This is a genomic window from Pantoea sp. UBA7232 (assembly GCF_002473195.1).
Taxonomy (GTDB): Bacteria; Pseudomonadota; Gammaproteobacteria; order Enterobacterales; family Enterobacteriaceae; genus Pantoea; species Pantoea eucrina.
This window is the reverse complement of record NZ_DKTK01000004.1, coordinates 43,074-60,029: the sequence shown is the minus strand read 5'-3', so window position 1 is coordinate 60,029 and position 16,956 is coordinate 43,074. Positions and strand designations below refer to the sequence as shown.

The 16,956-nt window shown below is 57.9% G+C and carries 14 protein-coding genes and 1 riboswitch; of the genes, 7 read left to right on the top strand and 7 right to left on the bottom strand.

Going from position 1 to position 16,956, the window contains the following annotated elements:
* Nucleotides 1-28: 28 nt before the first annotated feature.
* From rpoD to rpsU, 3 genes are all read right to left on the bottom strand, one after another.
* Nucleotides 29-1,876 carry an RNA polymerase sigma factor RpoD gene (gene rpoD / locus B4056_RS01465; protein WP_039380242.1) on the bottom strand — a complete coding sequence of 616 codons (1,848 nt, stop codon included), beginning with the start codon at nucleotides 1,874-1,876 and terminating at the stop codon, nucleotides 29-31.
* Between the two features lie 249 nt (nucleotides 1,877-2,125).
* Nucleotides 2,126-3,871: a DNA primase gene (dnaG, locus tag B4056_RS01460; protein WP_039380239.1), complete on the bottom strand. Its 1,746-nt coding sequence runs from the start codon at nucleotides 3,869-3,871 to the stop codon at nucleotides 2,126-2,128.
* A 120-nt stretch (nucleotides 3,872-3,991) separates the two neighbouring features.
* The gene (rpsU, locus tag B4056_RS01455) at nucleotides 3,992-4,207 is read right to left on the bottom strand and encodes a 30S ribosomal protein S21 (protein WP_001144069.1); all 216 of its coding nucleotides are present in this window, start codon (nucleotides 4,205-4,207) and stop codon (nucleotides 3,992-3,994) included.
* A 280-nt stretch (nucleotides 4,208-4,487) separates the two neighbouring features.
* On the opposite strand from rpsU, the gene tsaD reads away from it, so the two are divergent.
* The gene (tsaD, locus tag B4056_RS01450) at nucleotides 4,488-5,501 is read left to right on the top strand and encodes a tRNA (adenosine(37)-N6)-threonylcarbamoyltransferase complex transferase subunit TsaD (protein ID WP_094111032.1); all 1,014 of its coding nucleotides are present in this window, start codon (nucleotides 4,488-4,490) and stop codon (nucleotides 5,499-5,501) included.
* 31 nt (nucleotides 5,502-5,532) lie between these two features.
* Here tsaD and plsY read toward each other — a convergent pair whose 3' ends face one another.
* On the bottom strand, nucleotides 5,533-6,135 hold the full coding sequence (gene plsY / locus B4056_RS01445; protein WP_039380238.1) for a glycerol-3-phosphate 1-O-acyltransferase PlsY: 603 nt from the start codon (nucleotides 6,133-6,135) through the stop codon (nucleotides 5,533-5,535).
* Nucleotides 6,136-6,242: 107 nt separating this feature from the next.
* Between plsY and folB the strand changes: the two genes are divergently transcribed.
* Nucleotides 6,243-6,602: a bifunctional dihydroneopterin aldolase/7,8-dihydroneopterin epimerase gene (folB, locus tag B4056_RS01440; RefSeq protein ID WP_039380236.1), complete on the top strand. Its 360-nt coding sequence runs from the start codon at nucleotides 6,243-6,245 to the stop codon at nucleotides 6,600-6,602.
* 190 nt (nucleotides 6,603-6,792) lie between these two features.
* Nucleotides 6,793-7,611 (top strand): undecaprenyl-diphosphate phosphatase, encoded by an 819-nt coding sequence (gene bacA / locus B4056_RS01435; protein WP_039380233.1) that lies wholly within the window; start codon nucleotides 6,793-6,795, stop codon nucleotides 7,609-7,611.
* Between the two features lie 18 nt (nucleotides 7,612-7,629).
* Here bacA and B4056_RS01430 read toward each other — a convergent pair whose 3' ends face one another.
* Both B4056_RS01430 and B4056_RS01425 read right to left on the bottom strand, forming a co-directional pair.
* Entirely contained in the window at nucleotides 7,630-8,862 is a 1,233-nt protein-coding gene (locus B4056_RS01430) for a multifunctional CCA addition/repair protein (protein WP_094110977.1), read from the bottom strand.
* Between the two features lie 138 nt (nucleotides 8,863-9,000).
* Nucleotides 9,001-9,624, bottom strand: coding sequence for a TIGR04211 family SH3 domain-containing protein (locus B4056_RS01425; RefSeq protein WP_094110976.1), 624 nt, complete (start codon nucleotides 9,622-9,624; stop codon nucleotides 9,001-9,003).
* Nucleotides 9,625-9,828: 204 nt separating this feature from the next.
* Here B4056_RS01425 and B4056_RS01420 point away from each other — a divergent pair, with 204 nt between their 5' ends.
* The 3 genes from B4056_RS01420 (at nucleotide 9,829) to hldE (ending at nucleotide 15,525) form a co-directional block, all read left to right on the top strand.
* The gene (locus tag B4056_RS01420) at nucleotides 9,829-11,139 is read left to right on the top strand and encodes an inorganic triphosphatase (protein ID WP_288653573.1); all 1,311 of its coding nucleotides are present in this window, start codon (nucleotides 9,829-9,831) and stop codon (nucleotides 11,137-11,139) included.
* A 30-nt stretch (nucleotides 11,140-11,169) separates the two neighbouring features.
* On the top strand, nucleotides 11,170-14,019 hold the full coding sequence (glnE, locus tag B4056_RS01415; protein WP_288653571.1) for a bifunctional [glutamate--ammonia ligase]-adenylyl-L-tyrosine phosphorylase/[glutamate--ammonia-ligase] adenylyltransferase: 2,850 nt from the start codon (nucleotides 11,170-11,172) through the stop codon (nucleotides 14,017-14,019).
* Between the two features lie 81 nt (nucleotides 14,020-14,100).
* Nucleotides 14,101-15,525 (top strand): bifunctional D-glycero-beta-D-manno-heptose-7-phosphate kinase/D-glycero-beta-D-manno-heptose 1-phosphate adenylyltransferase HldE, encoded by a 1,425-nt coding sequence (gene hldE / locus B4056_RS01410; RefSeq protein ID WP_039380223.1) that lies wholly within the window; start codon nucleotides 14,101-14,103, stop codon nucleotides 15,523-15,525.
* Nucleotides 15,526-15,564: 39 nt separating this feature from the next.
* On the opposite strand, the gene ubiK is transcribed toward hldE, so the two are convergent.
* Nucleotides 15,565-15,870, bottom strand: coding sequence for a ubiquinone biosynthesis accessory factor UbiK (gene ubiK / locus B4056_RS01405; protein WP_034828368.1), 306 nt, complete (start codon nucleotides 15,868-15,870; stop codon nucleotides 15,565-15,567).
* Between the two features lie 171 nt (nucleotides 15,871-16,041).
* Nucleotides 16,042-16,191, top strand: a riboswitch (FMN riboswitch).
* A 108-nt stretch (nucleotides 16,192-16,299) separates the two neighbouring features.
* Here ubiK and ribB point away from each other — a divergent pair.
* On the top strand, nucleotides 16,300-16,956 hold the full coding sequence (ribB, locus tag B4056_RS01400) for a 3,4-dihydroxy-2-butanone-4-phosphate synthase (RefSeq protein WP_039380221.1): 657 nt from the start codon (nucleotides 16,300-16,302) through the stop codon (nucleotides 16,954-16,956).

Genomic DNA, 16,956 nt, shown 5'->3' with positions numbered 1-16,956 from the left:
GCCGGGGTTTTTGTTTTCCTGCAGACGATTAATCGTCGAGGAAGCTGCGCAGCACTTCCGAGCGGCTCGGGTGACGCAGTTTGCGCAGCGCTTTGGCTTCAATCTGACGAATACGCTCACGCGTTACGTCAAACTGCTTGCCCACTTCTTCCAGCGTGTGGTCGGTGTTCATATCGATACCAAAACGCATACGCAGGACTTTCGCCTCGCGCGCGGTCAGGCCCGCCAGCACGTCGTGGGTCGCAGAACGCAGGCTCTCAGAGGTAGCAGAGTCCAGCGGCAGCTCCAGCGTGGTATCTTCGATGAAATCGCCCAGATGCGAATCTTCGTCATCACCAATCGGCGTCTCCATGGAGATAGGCTCTTTGGCGATCTTCAGCACCTTGCGGATCTTATCTTCCGGCATCAGCATGCGCTCAGCCAGCTCTTCCGGCGTCGGCTCGCGGCCCATCTCCTGCAGCATCTGGCGCGAGATACGGTTGAGCTTGTTGATGGTCTCAATCATATGCACCGGAATACGGATGGTACGCGCCTGATCGGCAATAGAGCGGGTGATCGCCTGACGGATCCACCAGGTGGCGTAGGTTGAGAACTTATAGCCACGGCGATATTCAAACTTATCAACCGCTTTCATCAGGCCGATGTTGCCTTCCTGAATCAGGTCAAGGAACTGCAGGCCGCGGTTGGTATATTTTTTCGCGATAGAGATAACCAGACGCAGGTTAGCTTCAACCATCTCTTTCTTCGCGCGGCGCGCTTTCGCTTCGCCGATCGACATGCGACGGTTGATGTCTTTAACCTGTTCGATGGTCAGGCCGGTCTCTTCCTCAATCTGCAGCAGCTTCTGCAGCGAGCGCATGACATCTTCTTCAACATCTTTCAGCTTTTCAGACCACGGCTTGTTCATCGCCAGGGCTGCTTTAAACCAGCTCTCACTGGTTTCATTACCGGTGAACAGCGTAATAAAGTTCTTCTTCGGCATTTTGCACAGTTCGACACACAGCTTCATGATCAGGCGCTCTTGCGTACGCACGCGCTCCATCATTTCACGCATGTTGTTTACCAGGTAGTCGAACTGCTTCGGCACCAGGCGGAACTGCTTGAAGACTTCAGAAAGGTTGTTGATTTCTGCAACGGCATCAGCGTGGCTGCGGCCTTTCGCCTTAATAACGGTGCGGGCTGCTTCATACTGGGTGCGCAGCTCAAGGAACTTCTCGCGCGCCAGTTCCGGATCGATAGAGTTGTCGTCGTCGCTGCTGTCGTCGTCGTCGCTCTCTTCATCTTCCTCTTCGTCGTCATTGCGATCTTCTTCAGACAGCTCAGAACCAACGTGGGTGGCAGTGGGGGCGAGATCTTCTTCAGCGTTAGGATCGACAAAGCCGGTGATGAGATCGGACAGGCGCGATTCGCCCGCTTCCACACGATCGTACTGATCGAGCAGGTAGGTAATAGCTTCCGGATATTCGGCAACAGAGCACTGCACCTGGTTGATACCGTCTTCGATACGCTTGGCGATGTCGATTTCGCCTTCGCGCGTCAGCAGCTCTACGGTACCCATTTCACGCATATACATGCGCACCGGATCGGTTGTGCGCCCGATTTCAGATTCAACGCTGGATAAGACCTGCGCGGCCGCTTCTGCAGCATCTTCATCTGTATCGGAGCTGTTCTCATTCAGCATCAGATCATCGGCATCAGGGGCTTCTTCCACCACCTGGATACCCATATCGTTGATCATCTGGATGATGTCTTCGATCTGATCGGAGTCGACGATATCTTCCGGCAGATGGTCATTGACCTCAGCATAGGTCAGATAGCCCTGCTCCTTACCACGGGTGACAAGCAGCTTAAGCTGTGACTGCGGGTTTTGCTCCATAAGACGGTATCCACACTTCTGTTAATTAGATTGGTGTCGGTCGGCAGCGAGCCAACTATAACAGTGAAGGCATTATGTTTTTGCCGCTGCCTTCAACGCGGCCAGGGCTGCAGCCCCTTTTAGTTCGGCACTTAAGCCGCTTGATATTCGGTCTGAAATCGTTGTGCTCCGGTTCCGCTTATATGGCGTGTAAACCGAAAGCCGCAGGCCAGAACGGGGAATACTCCGCCATTCTGGCCTGGCTGAATCTTATTTTTTCGCTAATGCCTGGCTTAATGCCCAGAATTCGCGCCGCTCAGCGGCACTGAGCCCTTCGGTACGCTCACGCGCAATCAGCGCTTCCAGGCGCTGCTCCAGCGCAGCATCATATATACTTGCCAGCGAGTCCTGAAACACCGCTTCGGCTTCCTCATCCACTATCATGTGGTTCCAGGTGGCCAGTGTTTCAAGGGGCTGGCTAAAATTTGTCCCGCGATATAACTCTAGTAGCTGTCCGGTCGTCAGGCCAGGATTCTCTGTGCAGCGGCTGACCAGGTCAACAAACAGCGACAGGCCGGCAAGTTTTGACTGCGCCAGCCCGTCAAGCGTGGGCACAATCGTCGCAAACTGCGGATTCTGCACCAGCAGCGCAATCAGTACGCGCATCGTGGTGCGCTTCAGCGGCGGCGCGACGGGCGGCGTCGCGTTTTCTGCCGCCTTTGGCATCAGCTTGTCTAACTGGTTATCGTCCAGAATGCCGAGCTTATTACCCAGCGTCTGGCGCATATAGATCCGCAGCGTTTCGCCCGGGATCTGACTAATCAGCGGCAGAGCGAGCGTCGCCAGCTTGGTGCGACCATCGCGGGTGCTCAAATCCACCTGTGGCATCAGGCTGTCAAACAGAAACACCGAGAGCGGCATCGCCTGCTCCATGCGTGCTTCAAACGCTTCTTTTCCCTCTTTACGCACCAGCGTATCGGGATCTTCGCCATCAGGCAGAAACATAAAGCGTAGCTGACGCCCGTCATTCATGTAGGGCAGGGCGGTTTCCAGCGCGCGCCAGGCGGCTTCGCGACCGGCCCGGTCGCCGTCATAACAGCAGATAACCGTGTCAGTCGAGCGGAACAGCAGCTGAATATGTTCAGCTGTGGTGGAGGTCCCCAGCGACGCCACGGCATAATCGATGCCGAACTGTGCCAGGGCGACCACATCCATATAGCCCTCCACCACCAGCAGGCGCGCCGGCTGAGGATGGTTTTTTTGTGCTTCATACAGGCCATAGAGCTGGCGGCCTTTATGGAAAATCGGTGTTTCCGGCGAGTTCAGATACTTAGGCGTATCATTACCCAGCACGCGTCCGCCAAAGCCAATCACGCGACCACGCTTATCGCGGATCGGGAACATCACGCGATCGCGGAAGCGATCGTAGCTGCGGCCTTTATCATTGGTGACCAGCATGCCCGCTTCCATCAGCGACTCGCGGTCTTCCTGCTGCTCTCCGAAACGCTTCAGCACGTTATCCCAGCCGGCAGGCGCATAGCCAATCGCAAAGTGATCGATCACCTGCTGGCTGAGCCCGCGCGAGCCTAAATAGCGCTGGGCCGCCTCTGCTCCCGGACTGCGGAAGCTTTGCTGATAGAAACCATCCAGTTTCTCCAGCAGCTGGTAAAGACTCTGACGCTGATGACGCTCAATCGGGCTGGGGCCGCTGCCTGTTTCGTACGGCACTTCAAGGCCGTGCTGGGTGGCGAGTTCCTCAACGCTTTCGACAAATTCCAGACGATCGTGATTCATCAGGAAGTCGATAGCGTTGCCTTTGGCACCACAGCCAAAGCAGTAGTAAAACTGCTTTTCACCGCTGACGGTAAAAGAGGGGGTTTTTTCGTTATGGAATGGACAGCACGCGTGATAGTTCTTACCCTGCTTTTTCAGCTTAACGCGGGCATCGATAAGATCCACGATATCCGTGCGGGCAAGTAAATCATTGATAAAAACGCGTGGAATTCGTCCAGCCATAAGCCCCGATTTTTTTCAGCTCTTAAACGGCAACAAGCCGCGCTTCCTTTCGGAAAGCACGGCCTCTTACTTGACTCTGTCTGCGTTTAACACGCGGCGGAAGCGAACTTCCGAAGGAAATTAGTACAGACGAGTGCGGCGTGCGTTTTCGCGAGCCAGTTTCTTGGCGTGACGCTTAACTGCTGACGCTTTAGCGCGCTTACGCTCGGTCGTTGGTTTTTCATAAAACTCACGACGACGAACTTCAGCCAGAACGCCTGCTTTCTCGCAGGAACGCTTGAAGCGACGCAGTGCTACGTCGAATGGCTCGTTTTCACGTACTTTAATTACCGGCATGTAACTCTCACCTCGATAAAATTCGGTTTTTGCTGCTGACTGCGGCGTCAGCACATCTCAAAATGGTGCAGCATTTTACTCCAGCCGGGGCCGGCTTGTAAAGCACCATGGACAATTTAGAACCAACAGGAGCGTTTGCCTGTGCGGCTGCCGGTTTTTTCAGGCCGTGGAGTATAGCGCACTCTTTGTGCGGCAGAAAAACACTTTTTCCCGTCAAAGTAGTCCGGCGGCAGATTTGCCTGTGCTACACTGCGCGCCGCAAGAAGAGGGTGATAAAGCTATGCGAGTTCTGGGTATTGAAACGTCCTGCGATGAAACCGGCATCGCGATTTATGACGATGCGTCCGGTCTGCTGGCGAATCAGCTGTATAGCCAGGTGAAGCTGCATGCTGACTACGGCGGCGTTGTGCCGGAACTGGCATCGCGCGACCATGTACGTAAAACGGTGCCGCTGATACAGGCCGCGCTGAAAGAGGCAAACCTGCAGGCCAGCGATATCGATGCGGTCGCCTATACCGCCGGTCCGGGTCTGGTGGGTGCACTGCTGGTCGGCGCCACGATTGGCCGCGCGCTGGCGTTCGCCTGGAATGTGCCGGCGGTCCCGGTACATCATATGGAAGGCCATCTGCTGGCTCCGATGCTGGAGGAGAATCCGCCGGCGTTCCCGTTTGTCGCGCTGCTGGTCTCCGGCGGACATACGCAGCTTATCAGCGTCACCGGTATCGGCGAATATACGCTGCTGGGCGAGTCAATTGACGATGCGGCGGGTGAGGCGTTTGATAAAACGGCCAAGCTGCTGGGTCTGGACTATCCGGGCGGCCCCATGCTGTCGCGCATGGCGCAGCAGGGTGTTGCGAACCGCTTCCGCTTCCCGCGTCCGATGACCGATCGCCCGGGCCTCGATTTCAGCTTTTCAGGGCTGAAAACCTTTGCGGCAAATACTATTCGCGAGCATGACGGCGACGAACAGGCGCGGGCAGATATCGCCCGCGCATTTGAAGATGCGGTCGTGGATACGCTGATGATCAAGTGCAAACGCGCGCTGGAGCAAACCGGCTTTACGCGGCTGGTGATCGCCGGTGGCGTCAGCGCCAACCGCACGCTGCGCGCGCGAATGGCAGAGATGATGAGCGCACGCGGCGGCGAGGTGTTTTATGCCAGGCCTGAGTTCTGCACCGATAACGGCGCGATGATCGCCTATGCCGGCATGGTGCGTCTGAAGGGCGGCACACGGGGTGAGCTCGGCGTCAGCGTCCGTCCGCGCTGGCCGCTGGCGGAACTGCCCGCTATCTGAAAATAAAAAACCGGCGCGCAGCCGGTTTTTTTTATTCTTTCTTTTTTTTCCGTTTCCAGACGCGATTTTCCTGTCCGCGCCAGAGCCGCTGAATATTGTCATGATGCCGCAGCAGGATCAGGCAGGAGAGCATGGAAACCGGAAACGTAAACTGCGGCTTGAACCACCAGACGTAGAACGGGGCGATCAGCGCGCTGACAATGGCACCCAGCGAGGAGTAGCCGCTCAGCAGCACGGTCAGCAGCCACGTCCCGGTCATCAGGCCGGTAAGATCCCAGCCAATCGGCGCAATCGCGCCAAACGCTGTCGCCACGCCTTTGCCACCGCGAAAGCGGAAAAAGACCGGATAGATATGACCCAGGCAGGCAGCTATCGCGGTCAGGCCAAGATACATAGGCGTCACGTGCAGCATCCAGGCGATCCAGACCGGAACCATTCCTTTGGCCACATCAAATATCAGTACCGCCGCTGCTGACGCTTTGCCGCCGATGCGCAGGACGTTTGTGGCGCCAGGGTTACCGGAGCCTGAGATACGCGGATCGGGCAAGCCTGCGAGTTTACAGACCAGTATCGCACTGGAAATCGAGCCGCAAAGATACGCGAAAATAATCATACCAAGCGCGATAGCACTCATAGCGTCGTACCGTTCCTTTTGGGTCGTTTTGTTGCCGGTAAGCGTGGATAATACGCATAATCCGCCGGAAGTGGTATCCGGCCTGGCCAAAAACAGAGAGTGACATCATGGATATCGTATTTATAGAACAACTCACCGTGTTCACCACCATTGGCGTATACGACTGGGAACAGGGCATGCAGCAGAAGCTGGTGCTCGATGTCGAAATGGCCTGGGACAACCGGCGTGCCGCGGCCAGCGACGATGTCAGCGACTGTCTGAGTTATGCCGATGTCACCGACGCCATCCTCTCGCATCTGCAGGGAAACCGGTTTGCGCTGGTCGAGCGCGTCGCAGAAGAAATCTGCGATCTGTTGATGAATCGTTTCAAAACGCCCGGCGTGCGTATCCGGGTAGGTAAGCCGGGTGCAGTAGCCCAGGCGGCGAGCGTTGGCGTGCGTATTGAGCGCGGGACAATTCCTAAATAAACCCCCTGTGATTGCCATCACAATGAAACCAAATCAAATTATGGTGTGTCTTAGCTGAGGCCGTTGCGTTAAGCGAAACGAAGTGGCAGAAAACTCTAAGGTTTTCTTCAGATCAACGCCGGCATAATTTCAGGCGGTAGCAGTTTGCGACCGCCTTTTTACTGTTTAAAACGGATAGGGGAAAATTTTGATGGCAGATATGCATCAGCTATGGGTCGCTGCGATCCTCGGGGTCGTCGAGGGGCTGACCGAGTTTCTGCCGGTCTCATCCACGGGCCATATGATTATTGTCGGGCACCTGCTGGGATTTGAGGGCGATAAAGCAGAGACGTTTGAAGTGGTGATCCAGCTCGGATCGATTCTGGCAGTGGTCGTAATGTTCTGGCGACGTCTGTTTGGCCTGATCGGTATCCATTTTGGTCAGGAGCGTCATGAAGGCACCGGTACCGGTAAGCTGACGCTGATCCACATTCTGCTCGGGATGATCCCGGCGGTGGTGATCGGTTTACTGCTGCACGATCAGATCAAAACGCTGTTTAATCCGATCAACGTCATGTATGCCCTGGTGGTGGGCGGTGTGCTGCTGCTGGCGGCAGAGTTCCTGAAGCCAAAACAGCCAAAAGCGGTGGGCGTGGATGATATCACCTATCGTCAGGCGTTTATGATTGGCTGCTTCCAGTGCCTGGCGCTGTGGCCGGGCTTTTCCCGCTCGGGTGCGACGATTTCAGGCGGTATGCTGATGGGCGTCAGCCGCTACGCAGCGTCGGAATTCTCTTTCATTCTCGCCGTGCCGATGATGATGGGCGCGACCGTGCTGGACCTCTACAAAAGCATGGGCTTCCTGACGATGCAGGATTTCCCGATGTTCGCAGTGGGCTTTATTACCGCGTTTATCGTGGCGCTGCTGGCAATCAAAGTCTTCCTTGAGCTGATCAAGCGTATCTCGTTTGTATCGTTCGCCATCTATCGCTTTATCGTTGCAGCAGCGGTTTACGCCGTGTTTATGTAACAGCGGTTGCGCGGCGGGTTATGCCGGCCGCGCACCAATCAGCGTCTCTTCGATAGCCGCAATCCGGCGCCTGCCCAGCTCTTCCCGCACCTCTGCGCCTTTAAAGCCTGCTGCAATCACCTGCTGCACCGGTACCGCCTGCGCGAGCGCAAACGCCTGACGCAGATAGTTACCCTGCGGATAGGGCATACTCTCGAGCGTGGCGCGTCCGCGCGCGTCCGCCTCACTGGTCAGCGCCATCTTTTCCACCCGCTCCGGCTTACGCCAGGCGTCGATGCGATCAAACAGCGCCACCAGCGCCGCCGCTGACTGTCGCTCAATGGTGTGCACGATGTCATGGAACTCTGTCACGATCAGCGCCAGATCGCGTACGTGATTAGGGACGCGCAGCCGCTGGCACAGAGCGGCGACAAGCGGGACACCCGCCAGGCCATGACCGTGATGCGACGGCCACTTCTCCGGAGGAGTCAGCGCCTTGCCGACATCGTGAAACAGCGTAGCGAAGCGCACGTCAAGCTCATCAGAGAGCGCGGCCGCCAGCGTCAGCGTCATCAGCGTATGCACACCGGTATCGATCTCCGGGTGCCACTTCGGCGGGGCAGGAATGCCGTACAGATTATCGATCTCCGGAAAGAGCACCTGCAGTGCGCCACAGTCGCGCAGCGCCTGGAAATAGACCTGCGGATTGCGCGTCAGCAATGCATTTTCCGTCTCTTTCCAGACGCGCTCTGCCGTCAGATGCGCCAGCTCGCCGCTGGCAGCCATCTCTGCCATCAGCGCCTGCGTTTCAGCGGCAATGCGAAAGCCAAGGTGGGCATAGCGGGCGGCAAAGCGCGCCACGCGCAGCACGCGCAGCGGATCTTCGCTGAACGCTGCCGAAACGTGACGCAGCGTGCGGCTGGCAAGATCGCGCTGGCCGTGGCAGGGATCGATCAGGCTGCCATCTTCCGCCTGCGCGATGGCGTTAATGGTCAGATCGCGCCGCTGCAGATCCTGCTCCAGCGTGACGTCGGGCGCGAAGTGCGTGATAAAGCCGGTGTAGCCGCTGCCCTGTTTGCGCTCAGTGCGCGCCAGCGCATACTCTTCACGGCTGTGCGGATGTAAAAAGACCGGAAAATCGCGGCCTACCTGCTGATAGTTCTGCGCCAGCATCTCATCAGGCGTGGCGCCAACCACCACCCAGTCACGATCTTTTACCGGCAGCTGCAGTAAGGCATCACGCACCGCACCACCGACCAGAAAGGTTTTCACTCAACAACTCCAGAGGTATTCAGATAACTGCGCGTCAGGCGCCTGTTTCGTAATTGTTGCATACTTTGGTGGAAAAGCGGGCATGCGAAAGGGGGCATCTGGCGATCCCCCCCGGACAAACGGCTGGCGTACGGCAGATTAATTCATCCAGCGATCTTTCTTTTTACGGCGCGGCACCATATGTGGCAGCAGCAGGCCCAGCAGCAGGCCAACGCCCAGTACGCCGCCCCCGTACATAAACCACTGCATAATGATGGTGCGCTGTTTGTCATCCAGCTGTACGTTGGCTGCGCTCACTTTTTTCTGCGCCACAATCAGCTCATTTTTGAGCTTCTGGTTTTCCTGTTTCAGACCATCAATCGTGCCGTCGCTGTTAGCGACTTTGTTCTGCATTTCTGACGTGCGCTGATTCCAGCTGTTGTCGATATTAGCCAGCTTGTCAGTCAGATCTTTAACCTGCTGCTCCAGCTGTGGCACGCGGGTGCGCAGGCTTGGGGTCGCGCTGAGCTGCGACAGCGGGATCCAGTTGGTTTTGCCTTCTGCATCGCGGATTTGCGCATACTGCGCATCGCTGTTGGTCTGCAGTACGGTAACTTCTTCCCCGGCGTTCAGCTTACCGACCAGGCGATACTGATCGCCCGGACCGCTGCGTACCCAGGTTGATAACTCATCGGAGATATAACGCTTTTCATCAGCAGCGTGAGCGGGGGTGATGGCGCTGAAAGCCAGCAAAGAAAGGGCGGCAAGTGTAATTTTTTTCATTCGATGTCGTATTTTCTTGATGGGCGTAAATTTACCGGCACAGTCTGGAGTTGCCTCGCATAAATCTGAATGAGAACTATCCTGGTCTCAATCCGGCGCGAAAAGGGGCGTAAAAGCACAAGAAAGCCGAGACAGCGTGCTTGTGGTGCATTACTCTCGCCAGATTAACCGTATAAGTGCCAGCAGCGTAGTAAATAAAAAATTATGACCACTGAAATCGAATTAAAGTTCATTGCCACCCCGCAGGCTGCCGCCACCCTGGCAGAGACACTGGCCGCCTGGCCGCATCAGCATGAAGCCGCCCGCGAGCTGACGAATATCTATTATGAAACGGACGACAACCAGCTGCGCCGCTGGGATATGGGGCTGCGCATCCGGGGTGTGGACAAGCGTTATGAGATGACGCTTAAGGCGGCGGGTCAGACGCTGGGCGGTCTGCATCAGCGCCCGGAGTACAACGTGGATATAACGGCGCCGCAGCTTGATATCGCCCGGCTGCCGGCAGAGATCTGGCCGCAGGGTACTGATATTGCCACCCTGCAGCAGCGGCTGCAGCCACTATTCAGCACGCATTTCCGGCGCGAAACCTGGACGGTAGAGGCAGGTAACAGCACGATTGAAATTGCCTTCGATCAGGGCAGCGTGGCGGCCGGCGAGCTTAGCGAACCGCTGTGTGAAGTTGAGCTGGAGCTTAAACAGGGCACGCCTGCCGATCTGCTCAGGCTCGCGCAGACGCTGGCAGCGGGCGGCGGACTCCGTCCCGGCAGCCTGAGCAAAGCCGCGCGTGGCTATCAGCTGGCGCAGGGCGACGCGCTGCGTCCGGTTCGGGCGCTGCCGCTGCTGAAAGTGACGCCAAAAGCGACAGTAGAGCAGGGGATGATCGCCGCGCTCAGCGCCGCGCTGGATCACTGGCAGTATCATGAAGAGGTCTGGCTGCGCGGTAATCCGGCTGCGCGACACGCCGTGCTGGAGGCGCTGGAAACGCTGCGTCAGGCGTTTTCGCTGTTTGGTGCGCTGGTGCCGCGTAAGGCTAACAGCGAGCTGCGCCAGAAGCTGACCCGTCTTGAGGAGCTGCTGCAGGATGATGCTATCAGTGCGGAAACCCTCTGTTTCTCTGCCACCTCAGTCGAGGCGCAGATGGCGCTGACGTGCTGGCTGGCAGAAGCGCAGTGGCAGCCGTGGATCGACAGCAAAAACCAGATCAAGCTGCAGGGCTCTTATAAACGCTTTTGCGACATCATGCTAAGCCGCGTGGCAGCGGATCTGCGGGAAACCTTTACGGATGTAAAACTGGTCAGCGAGTTTCAGGATAAGGCCACGCGTCTGCAGCGGCAGCTGCTGGCTGTCTGTCTGCTGGCGGCGGCGTATCCGGCTGAAGAGGTGTGTCAGTGGATGGCGGGATGGCAGGAGCTGCAGCTCGCCATCCGGGAAAAACAGCAGCACGGCCTGATTCAGCTCGCTACGATGGTCATGCGCCAGCCGCCATTCTGGCTGAGCAGCGGCGTCAGGCGTTAACAACACTATGTAAAAATTCAGGGAGAGAGGATGCAGTTACCGTTACCTTCGCTGATGCAGGCGCAGCTGGCCGGCATCGCAGAACGCCTGCAGCTGTCGCTGCCGGCGCTGACGTCTGAACAGGCTGGCGCGCTGGCCTTCAGTGACTTTATCGCAGATAACCTGCAGCAGCAGCCAGCATGGTGGCAGCAACTGCAGCAGCAGCCTCCTCAGCCTGATGAATGGCAGCACTATGCTCTGTGGCTGCAGCAGGCGCTGCAGCATGCGGATAGCGAGGCCGCGCTGATGCGTGAGCTGCGCCTGTTCCGCCGGCATATGCTGGTGCGTATCGCCTGGATGCAGGCGCTGCAGCACGCCACGACCGAACAGAGCCTGACGCAGCTTAGCGTACTGGCAGAAAGCCTGATCGCTGCCGCCCGCGATCGCGTGTGGCAGGATTGCTGTCGCGATTTTGGCACGCCCTGCAACGAGGCGGGCGAGCCGCAGCCGCTGCTGATCCTCGGCATGGGCAAGCTGGGTGGCGGAGAACTCAACTTCTCCTCTGATATCGATCTGATCTTTGCCTGGCCGGAGAGCGGCGTCACGCGCGGCGGGCGACGCGAGCTGGACAACGCACAGTTTTTTACCCGCATGGGGCAGCGCCTGATAAAAGTGCTGGATCAGCCTGGCGTCGATGGTTTTGTTTACCGCGTGGATATGCGACTGCGTCCGTTCGGCGATAGCGGCCCGCTGGTGATGAGCTTTGCGGCGCTGGAAGATTACTATCAGGAGCAGGGGCGTGACTGGGAGCGCTACGCCATGGTCAAAGCGCGTCTGATGGGCGACGATCGCGGCGAGTGGAGCCAGGCGCTGCAGCAGATGCTGCGGCCGTTTGTCTATCGCCGCTATATCGATTTCAGCGTGATTCAGTCGCTGCGTAACATGAAAGGGATGATCGCGCGTGAAGTGCGCCGTCGCGGCCTGAAAGATAATATCAAGCTGGGTGCCGGCGGTATCCGCGAAATCGAATTTATTGTGCAGGTATTTCAGCTGATTCGTGGTGGACGTGAGCGCTCACTTCAGTCGCGCTCACTGCTGCCAGTGCTGCAGGCCATCGGTGAGCTGGAGCTGCTGCGTCCGCAGCAGGTCAGTCAGCTGCATGACGCCTACCTTTTTTTACGCCGGCTGGAGAATTTGCTGCAGAGCATCAATGATGAGCAGACGCAGACGCTGCCGCAGGATGCGCTCAACCGGGAGCGTCTGGCGTGGGCGATGAACTGCGCTGACTGGGAAGCGCTGACGGCACAGCTAACGGCGCACATGGCCGCCGTACGAGCGGTGTTTGATGAGCTGATTGGCGACGATGCCCCGGACGTTGATGACCAGCCGGAACTGGCGGAATTTGCGGCACTCTGGCAGGACACGCTGGAGGAGCATGAGCTGACGCCGGTGGTGCCGCAGCTGAATGAAACGCAGCGGCAGCGTTTTTTTTACGTGCTTAATGACTTCCGGCAGGATGCCAGCCGGCGCACAATCGGGCCGCGTGGCCGGCTGGCGCTCGACCAGCTGATGCCGCGCCTGCTGGGGGAGATCGCTTCGCGTGAGGATGCCGACAGCGTACTGGAGCGCCTGACGCCGCTGCTGCTGGGGGTGCTGACGCGCAGCACCTATCTTGAGCTGCTGACTGAGTATCACGGCGCGCTGCGTCACCTGATCCGTCTCTGTGCCGCCTCACCAATGATTGCCAGCCAGCTGGCGCGCTATCCGCTGCTGCTGGATGAGCTGCTCGACCCCGCCACGCTGTATCAGCCCACTGCCACTGACGCCTACCGTGACGAACTGCGGCAATATCTGCTGCGTATTCCGGCAGAGGATGAAGAGCAGCAGCTGGAGGCGGTGCGCCAGTTCAAACAGGCGCAGCTCTTGCGTATTGCCGCAGCAGATATCGCCGGAACGCTGCCGGTAATGAAAGTAAGCGATCACTTAACCTGGCTGGCAGAGGCGATGATCGAGTCGGTGGTGCAGCAGGCCTGGCAGATGATGGTACAGCGCTATGGGCGGCCATCACATCTGACGCGTGACGATGAGCGCGGCTTTGCCGTGGTCGGCTATGGCAAGCTGGGGGGCTGGGAGCTTGGCTACAGCTCCGATCTCGATCTGGTGTTTCTGCATGATTGTCCGGAGAGTGCAGAGACTGACGGTGAACGCGTCATCGACGGAAGGCAGTTTTATCTGCGTCTGGCGCAGCGCATCATGCATCTCTTCAGCACCCGCACCGCCTCCGGTATTTTGTATGAGGTGGATGCCCGCCTGCGTCCTTCTGGCTCAGCAGGCATGCTGGTCAGCACCTTCGACGCCTTTGAAGAGTATCAGCGTAATGATGCCTGGACCTGGGAGCATCAGGCGCTGGTGCGTGCGCGTATTGTCTTTGGTGAGCCGGCGCTGATGGCGCGTTTTACGCAGATCCGCCACGCTATTCTCAGCCTGCCCCGTGCAATAGCACCGCTGCGGGCTGAGGTACGTGAAATGCGCGAAAAGATGCGTGCGCACCTGAGCAACAAACATAAAGGGCGCTGGGAGATAAAAACAGATGCAGGCGGTATTACCGATATTGAATTCATTGCCCAGTATCTGGTCTTAGCGTCAGCAGCGGATCGGCCGGCCCTGACGCGCTGGTCAGATAACGTGCGCATTTTTGCTCTGATGGCGGAGCACGATATTATGCCCGCGCAGGAAGCGCAGGCGCTGACGCATGCTTACGTCACGCTGCGTGATGCGCTGCATCATCTGGCCCTGCAGGCGTTGCCGGGTCACGTGGCACCGGATCGTTTTGCCCGCGAGCGCGGCATTGTCAACGCCAGCTGGCAGCGCTGGCTGGGCACGGTTGAGCCAGACAGTTGAGGCGTGCGGCGGCATCTTACCCTGCGGCGGGTATATGGTATTATCCGCGCAATATTTTGAGCGTAGTCTGGAGTCTCTGAAATGAAAGTAACACTGCCCGCGTTTGGCAAGGCCACCGTACTGGTTGTTGGCGATGTGATGTTAGACCGCTACTGGTATGGCCCGACCAGCCGCATTTCACCCGAGGCGCCGGTGCCGGTCGTCAAAGTGGATACCATTGAGGAGCGTCCGGGCGGCGCGGCCAACGTGGCAATGAACATTGCCGCGCTGGGTGCCGCATCGCGTCTGATTGGGCTGACCGGTGAGGATGATGCCGCGCAGGTACTGAGCCGCACGCTGGAGCAGGTTAACGTCAGCTGTGACTTTGTGGCGCTAAAAACGCATCCCACCATCACCAAGCTGCGCGTGCTGTCGCGCAACCAGCAGCTGATCCGGCTGGATTTTGAAGAGGGCTTTGATCAGGTCGATCCGCAGCCCATCCACGATCGTATGCGTCAGTCGCTGTCACAGGCTGGCGCGCTGGTGCTGTCAGACTACGCTAAAGGTGCCCTGAGCAGCGTCCAGACCATGATCGGGCTGGCCCGCGAAGCGGGTGTACCGGTACTGATCGACCCGAAGGGCACCGACTTTGAGCGCTATCGCGGTGCAACCCTGCTGACGCCAAACCTGTCTGAATTTGAAGCCGTTGCCGGCAAATGTAAAACCGAAGCGGACATCGTCAGCCGGGGAATGCAGCTGATCGCTGACTATGCGCTCTCAGCGCTGCTGGTGACCCGTTCTGAAAACGGCATGACGCTGCTGCAGCCGGGTAAAGCGCCCCTGCATATGCCGACGCAGGCGCAGGAAGTCTATGACGTGACCGGTGCCGGCGATACGGTTATTGGCGTCCTGGCCGCGGTCCTTGCGGCAGGTGACACGCTGGAAAACGCCTGTTTCCTTGCCAACGCGGCGGCAGGCGTCGTGGTGGGCAAGCTGGGAACCTCCACCGTCAGTACGGTGGAGCTGGAGAACGCTATTCATGCACGTCCCGAAAGCGGCTTTGGCGTGATGACGGAGAGCGAGCTGAAAACCGCCGTGGCTCAGGCGCGTCAGCGCGGCGAGAAAGTGGTGATGACCAACGGCGTGTTTGACATCCTGCATGCAGGACACGTCTCTTATCTCGCCAATGCCCGCAAGCTGGGCGATCGGCTGATTGTGGCGGTGAACAGCGACGCGTCAACCCGACGTCTTAAAGGCGAAACCCGGCCGGTTAATCCGCAGGAGAACCGGATGATCGTGCTGAGCGCACTCGAAGCGGTGGACTGGGTCGTACTGTTTGAAGAAGATACGCCGCAGCGTCTGATTGCCGATGTGCTGCCGGATTTGCTGGTGAAAGGCGGAGATTACAAGCCGGAAGAGATCGCAGGCAGCAAAGAAGTGTGGGCCAACGGCGGTGACGTACGCGTGCTTAACTTTGAAGATGGCATCTCCACCACCAACATTATTAAAACGATCCGCAGTCACTGAGCAGACAGCCGGGGGCAGCAGCCACCCGGCTGATAATATTTACTGTGGCGTATCGATTTTACCGGCCGGATCGGGCGTCACCACTGCTGGCGCCGGTGCCGCCGGGCTTTCACTCTCCAGTTTAGCCAGACGCTGCTCCAGGGCTGCCAGCTTTTCGCGGGTGCGCAGCAGGACCTGAGTCTGCACATCAAACTCTTCACGGTTAACCAGATCCATACGGGTCAGCTGCGCCTGCAGAACCTGCCGGATTTTCTTCTCCACGTCGTCGCCAAAGTCGCGGATGCCTTTCGGCATCGCTTCATGGACCTGGCGCGCCAGTTGTTCAATTTTTTTTGTGTCGATCATGGTTATTTCCTGATTGCGGTGGCTGTGAGCAGCACGTTTTCCGACGGTACAAGAAGTAAGTGTAATGCCAGAACCAAAAAGGTTAAACCCGAAATCCGCAACGCATGATGTGCAAAAGCAATTGCACTTTTGTCGATTGCCCGTCCCGGTGAATAACGCTATAGTGATTTTGCTTATTCTCAGGGCGGGGCGAAATTCCCCACCGGCGGTAAATCAGCTTCTGCTGAAAGCCCGCGAGCGCTTTTGCTACCGTGCAAAAGGACAGCAGATCCGGTGTGATTCCGGGGCCGACGGTTAAAGTCCGGATGGGAGAGGGTAACGACATCAGCCGGGTTTATGCCCGCGTCACGTTTTTGCCATGTGTATTTTTCACGCACTCCTAAGCTCGCCCTGGTTCTGGTAACTCATAATATTTTAAGGTTAATTACCATGAATCAGACGCTTCTTTCTGAATTTGGCACGCCGGAACAGCGTGTAGAACGTGCACTTGACGCACTGCGTAACGGTCGCGGTGTGATGGTTCTTGACGATGAAGATCGCGAGAACGAAGGCGACATGATTTTTGCCGCCGAGACCATGACCACAGAGCAGATGGCGCTGACTATCCGCCACGGCAGCGGTATTGTCTGCCTCTGCATCAATGAGGCCCGCCGCCAGCAGCTCGATCTGCCGATGATGGTAGAGAACAACACCAGCTCTTACGGCACCGGATTTACCGTTACGATTGAAGCCGCAGCGGGGGTGACCACCGGCGTCTCTGCAGCTGACCGCATCACCACTATCCGCGCCGCGATTGCTGATAACGCTAAACCGGCTGACCTGCACCGTCCGGGACACGTTTTCCCGCTGCGCGCGCGCGAAGGTGGCGTACTGACGCGCGGCGGTCATACCGAGGCCACGCTCGATCTGGTCACGCTTGCGGGCTTCAGGCCAGCTGGCGTCCTGTGCGAGCTGACTAACGACGATGGCAGCATGGCGCGCGCCCCTGAAGCGATCGCGTTTGCGCAGCAGCATGATATGCCCGTGGTGACCATTGAAGATCTGGTGGCTTACCGCCGCCAGCGTGAGACCCGTCAGGCCAGCTAA

What these genes read in the sequence shown, in the direction of transcription:
- dnaG (WP_039380239.1), bottom strand. Translation starts at nt 3,871, where the DNA reads ATGGCTGGACGAATTCCACGCGTTTTTATCAATGATTTACTTGCCCGC.
- folB (WP_039380236.1), top strand. Translation starts at nt 6,243, where the DNA reads ATGGATATCGTATTTATAGAACAACTCACCGTGTTCACCACCATTGGC.
- ubiK (WP_034828368.1), bottom strand. Translation starts at nt 15,870, where the DNA reads ATGATCGACACAAAAAAAATTGAACAACTGGCGCGCCAGGTCCATGAA.
- plsY (WP_039380238.1), bottom strand. Translation starts at nt 6,135, where the DNA reads ATGAGTGCTATCGCGCTTGGTATGATTATTTTCGCGTATCTTTGCGGC.
- B4056_RS01420 (WP_288653573.1), top strand. Translation starts at nt 9,829, where the DNA reads ATGACCACTGAAATCGAATTAAAGTTCATTGCCACCCCGCAGGCTGCC.
- ribB (WP_039380221.1), top strand. Translation starts at nt 16,300, where the DNA reads ATGAATCAGACGCTTCTTTCTGAATTTGGCACGCCGGAACAGCGTGTA.
- rpsU (WP_001144069.1), bottom strand. Translation starts at nt 4,207, where the DNA reads ATGCCGGTAATTAAAGTACGTGAAAACGAGCCATTCGACGTAGCACTG.
- B4056_RS01425 (WP_094110976.1), bottom strand. Translation starts at nt 9,624, where the DNA reads ATGAAAAAAATTACACTTGCCGCCCTTTCTTTGCTGGCTTTCAGCGCC.
- rpoD (WP_039380242.1), bottom strand. Translation starts at nt 1,876, where the DNA reads ATGGAGCAAAACCCGCAGTCACAGCTTAAGCTGCTTGTCACCCGTGGT.
- glnE (WP_288653571.1), top strand. Translation starts at nt 11,170, where the DNA reads ATGCAGTTACCGTTACCTTCGCTGATGCAGGCGCAGCTGGCCGGCATC.
- hldE (WP_039380223.1), top strand. Translation starts at nt 14,101, where the DNA reads ATGAAAGTAACACTGCCCGCGTTTGGCAAGGCCACCGTACTGGTTGTT.
- bacA (WP_039380233.1), top strand. Translation starts at nt 6,793, where the DNA reads ATGGCAGATATGCATCAGCTATGGGTCGCTGCGATCCTCGGGGTCGTC.
- tsaD (WP_094111032.1), top strand. Translation starts at nt 4,488, where the DNA reads ATGCGAGTTCTGGGTATTGAAACGTCCTGCGATGAAACCGGCATCGCG.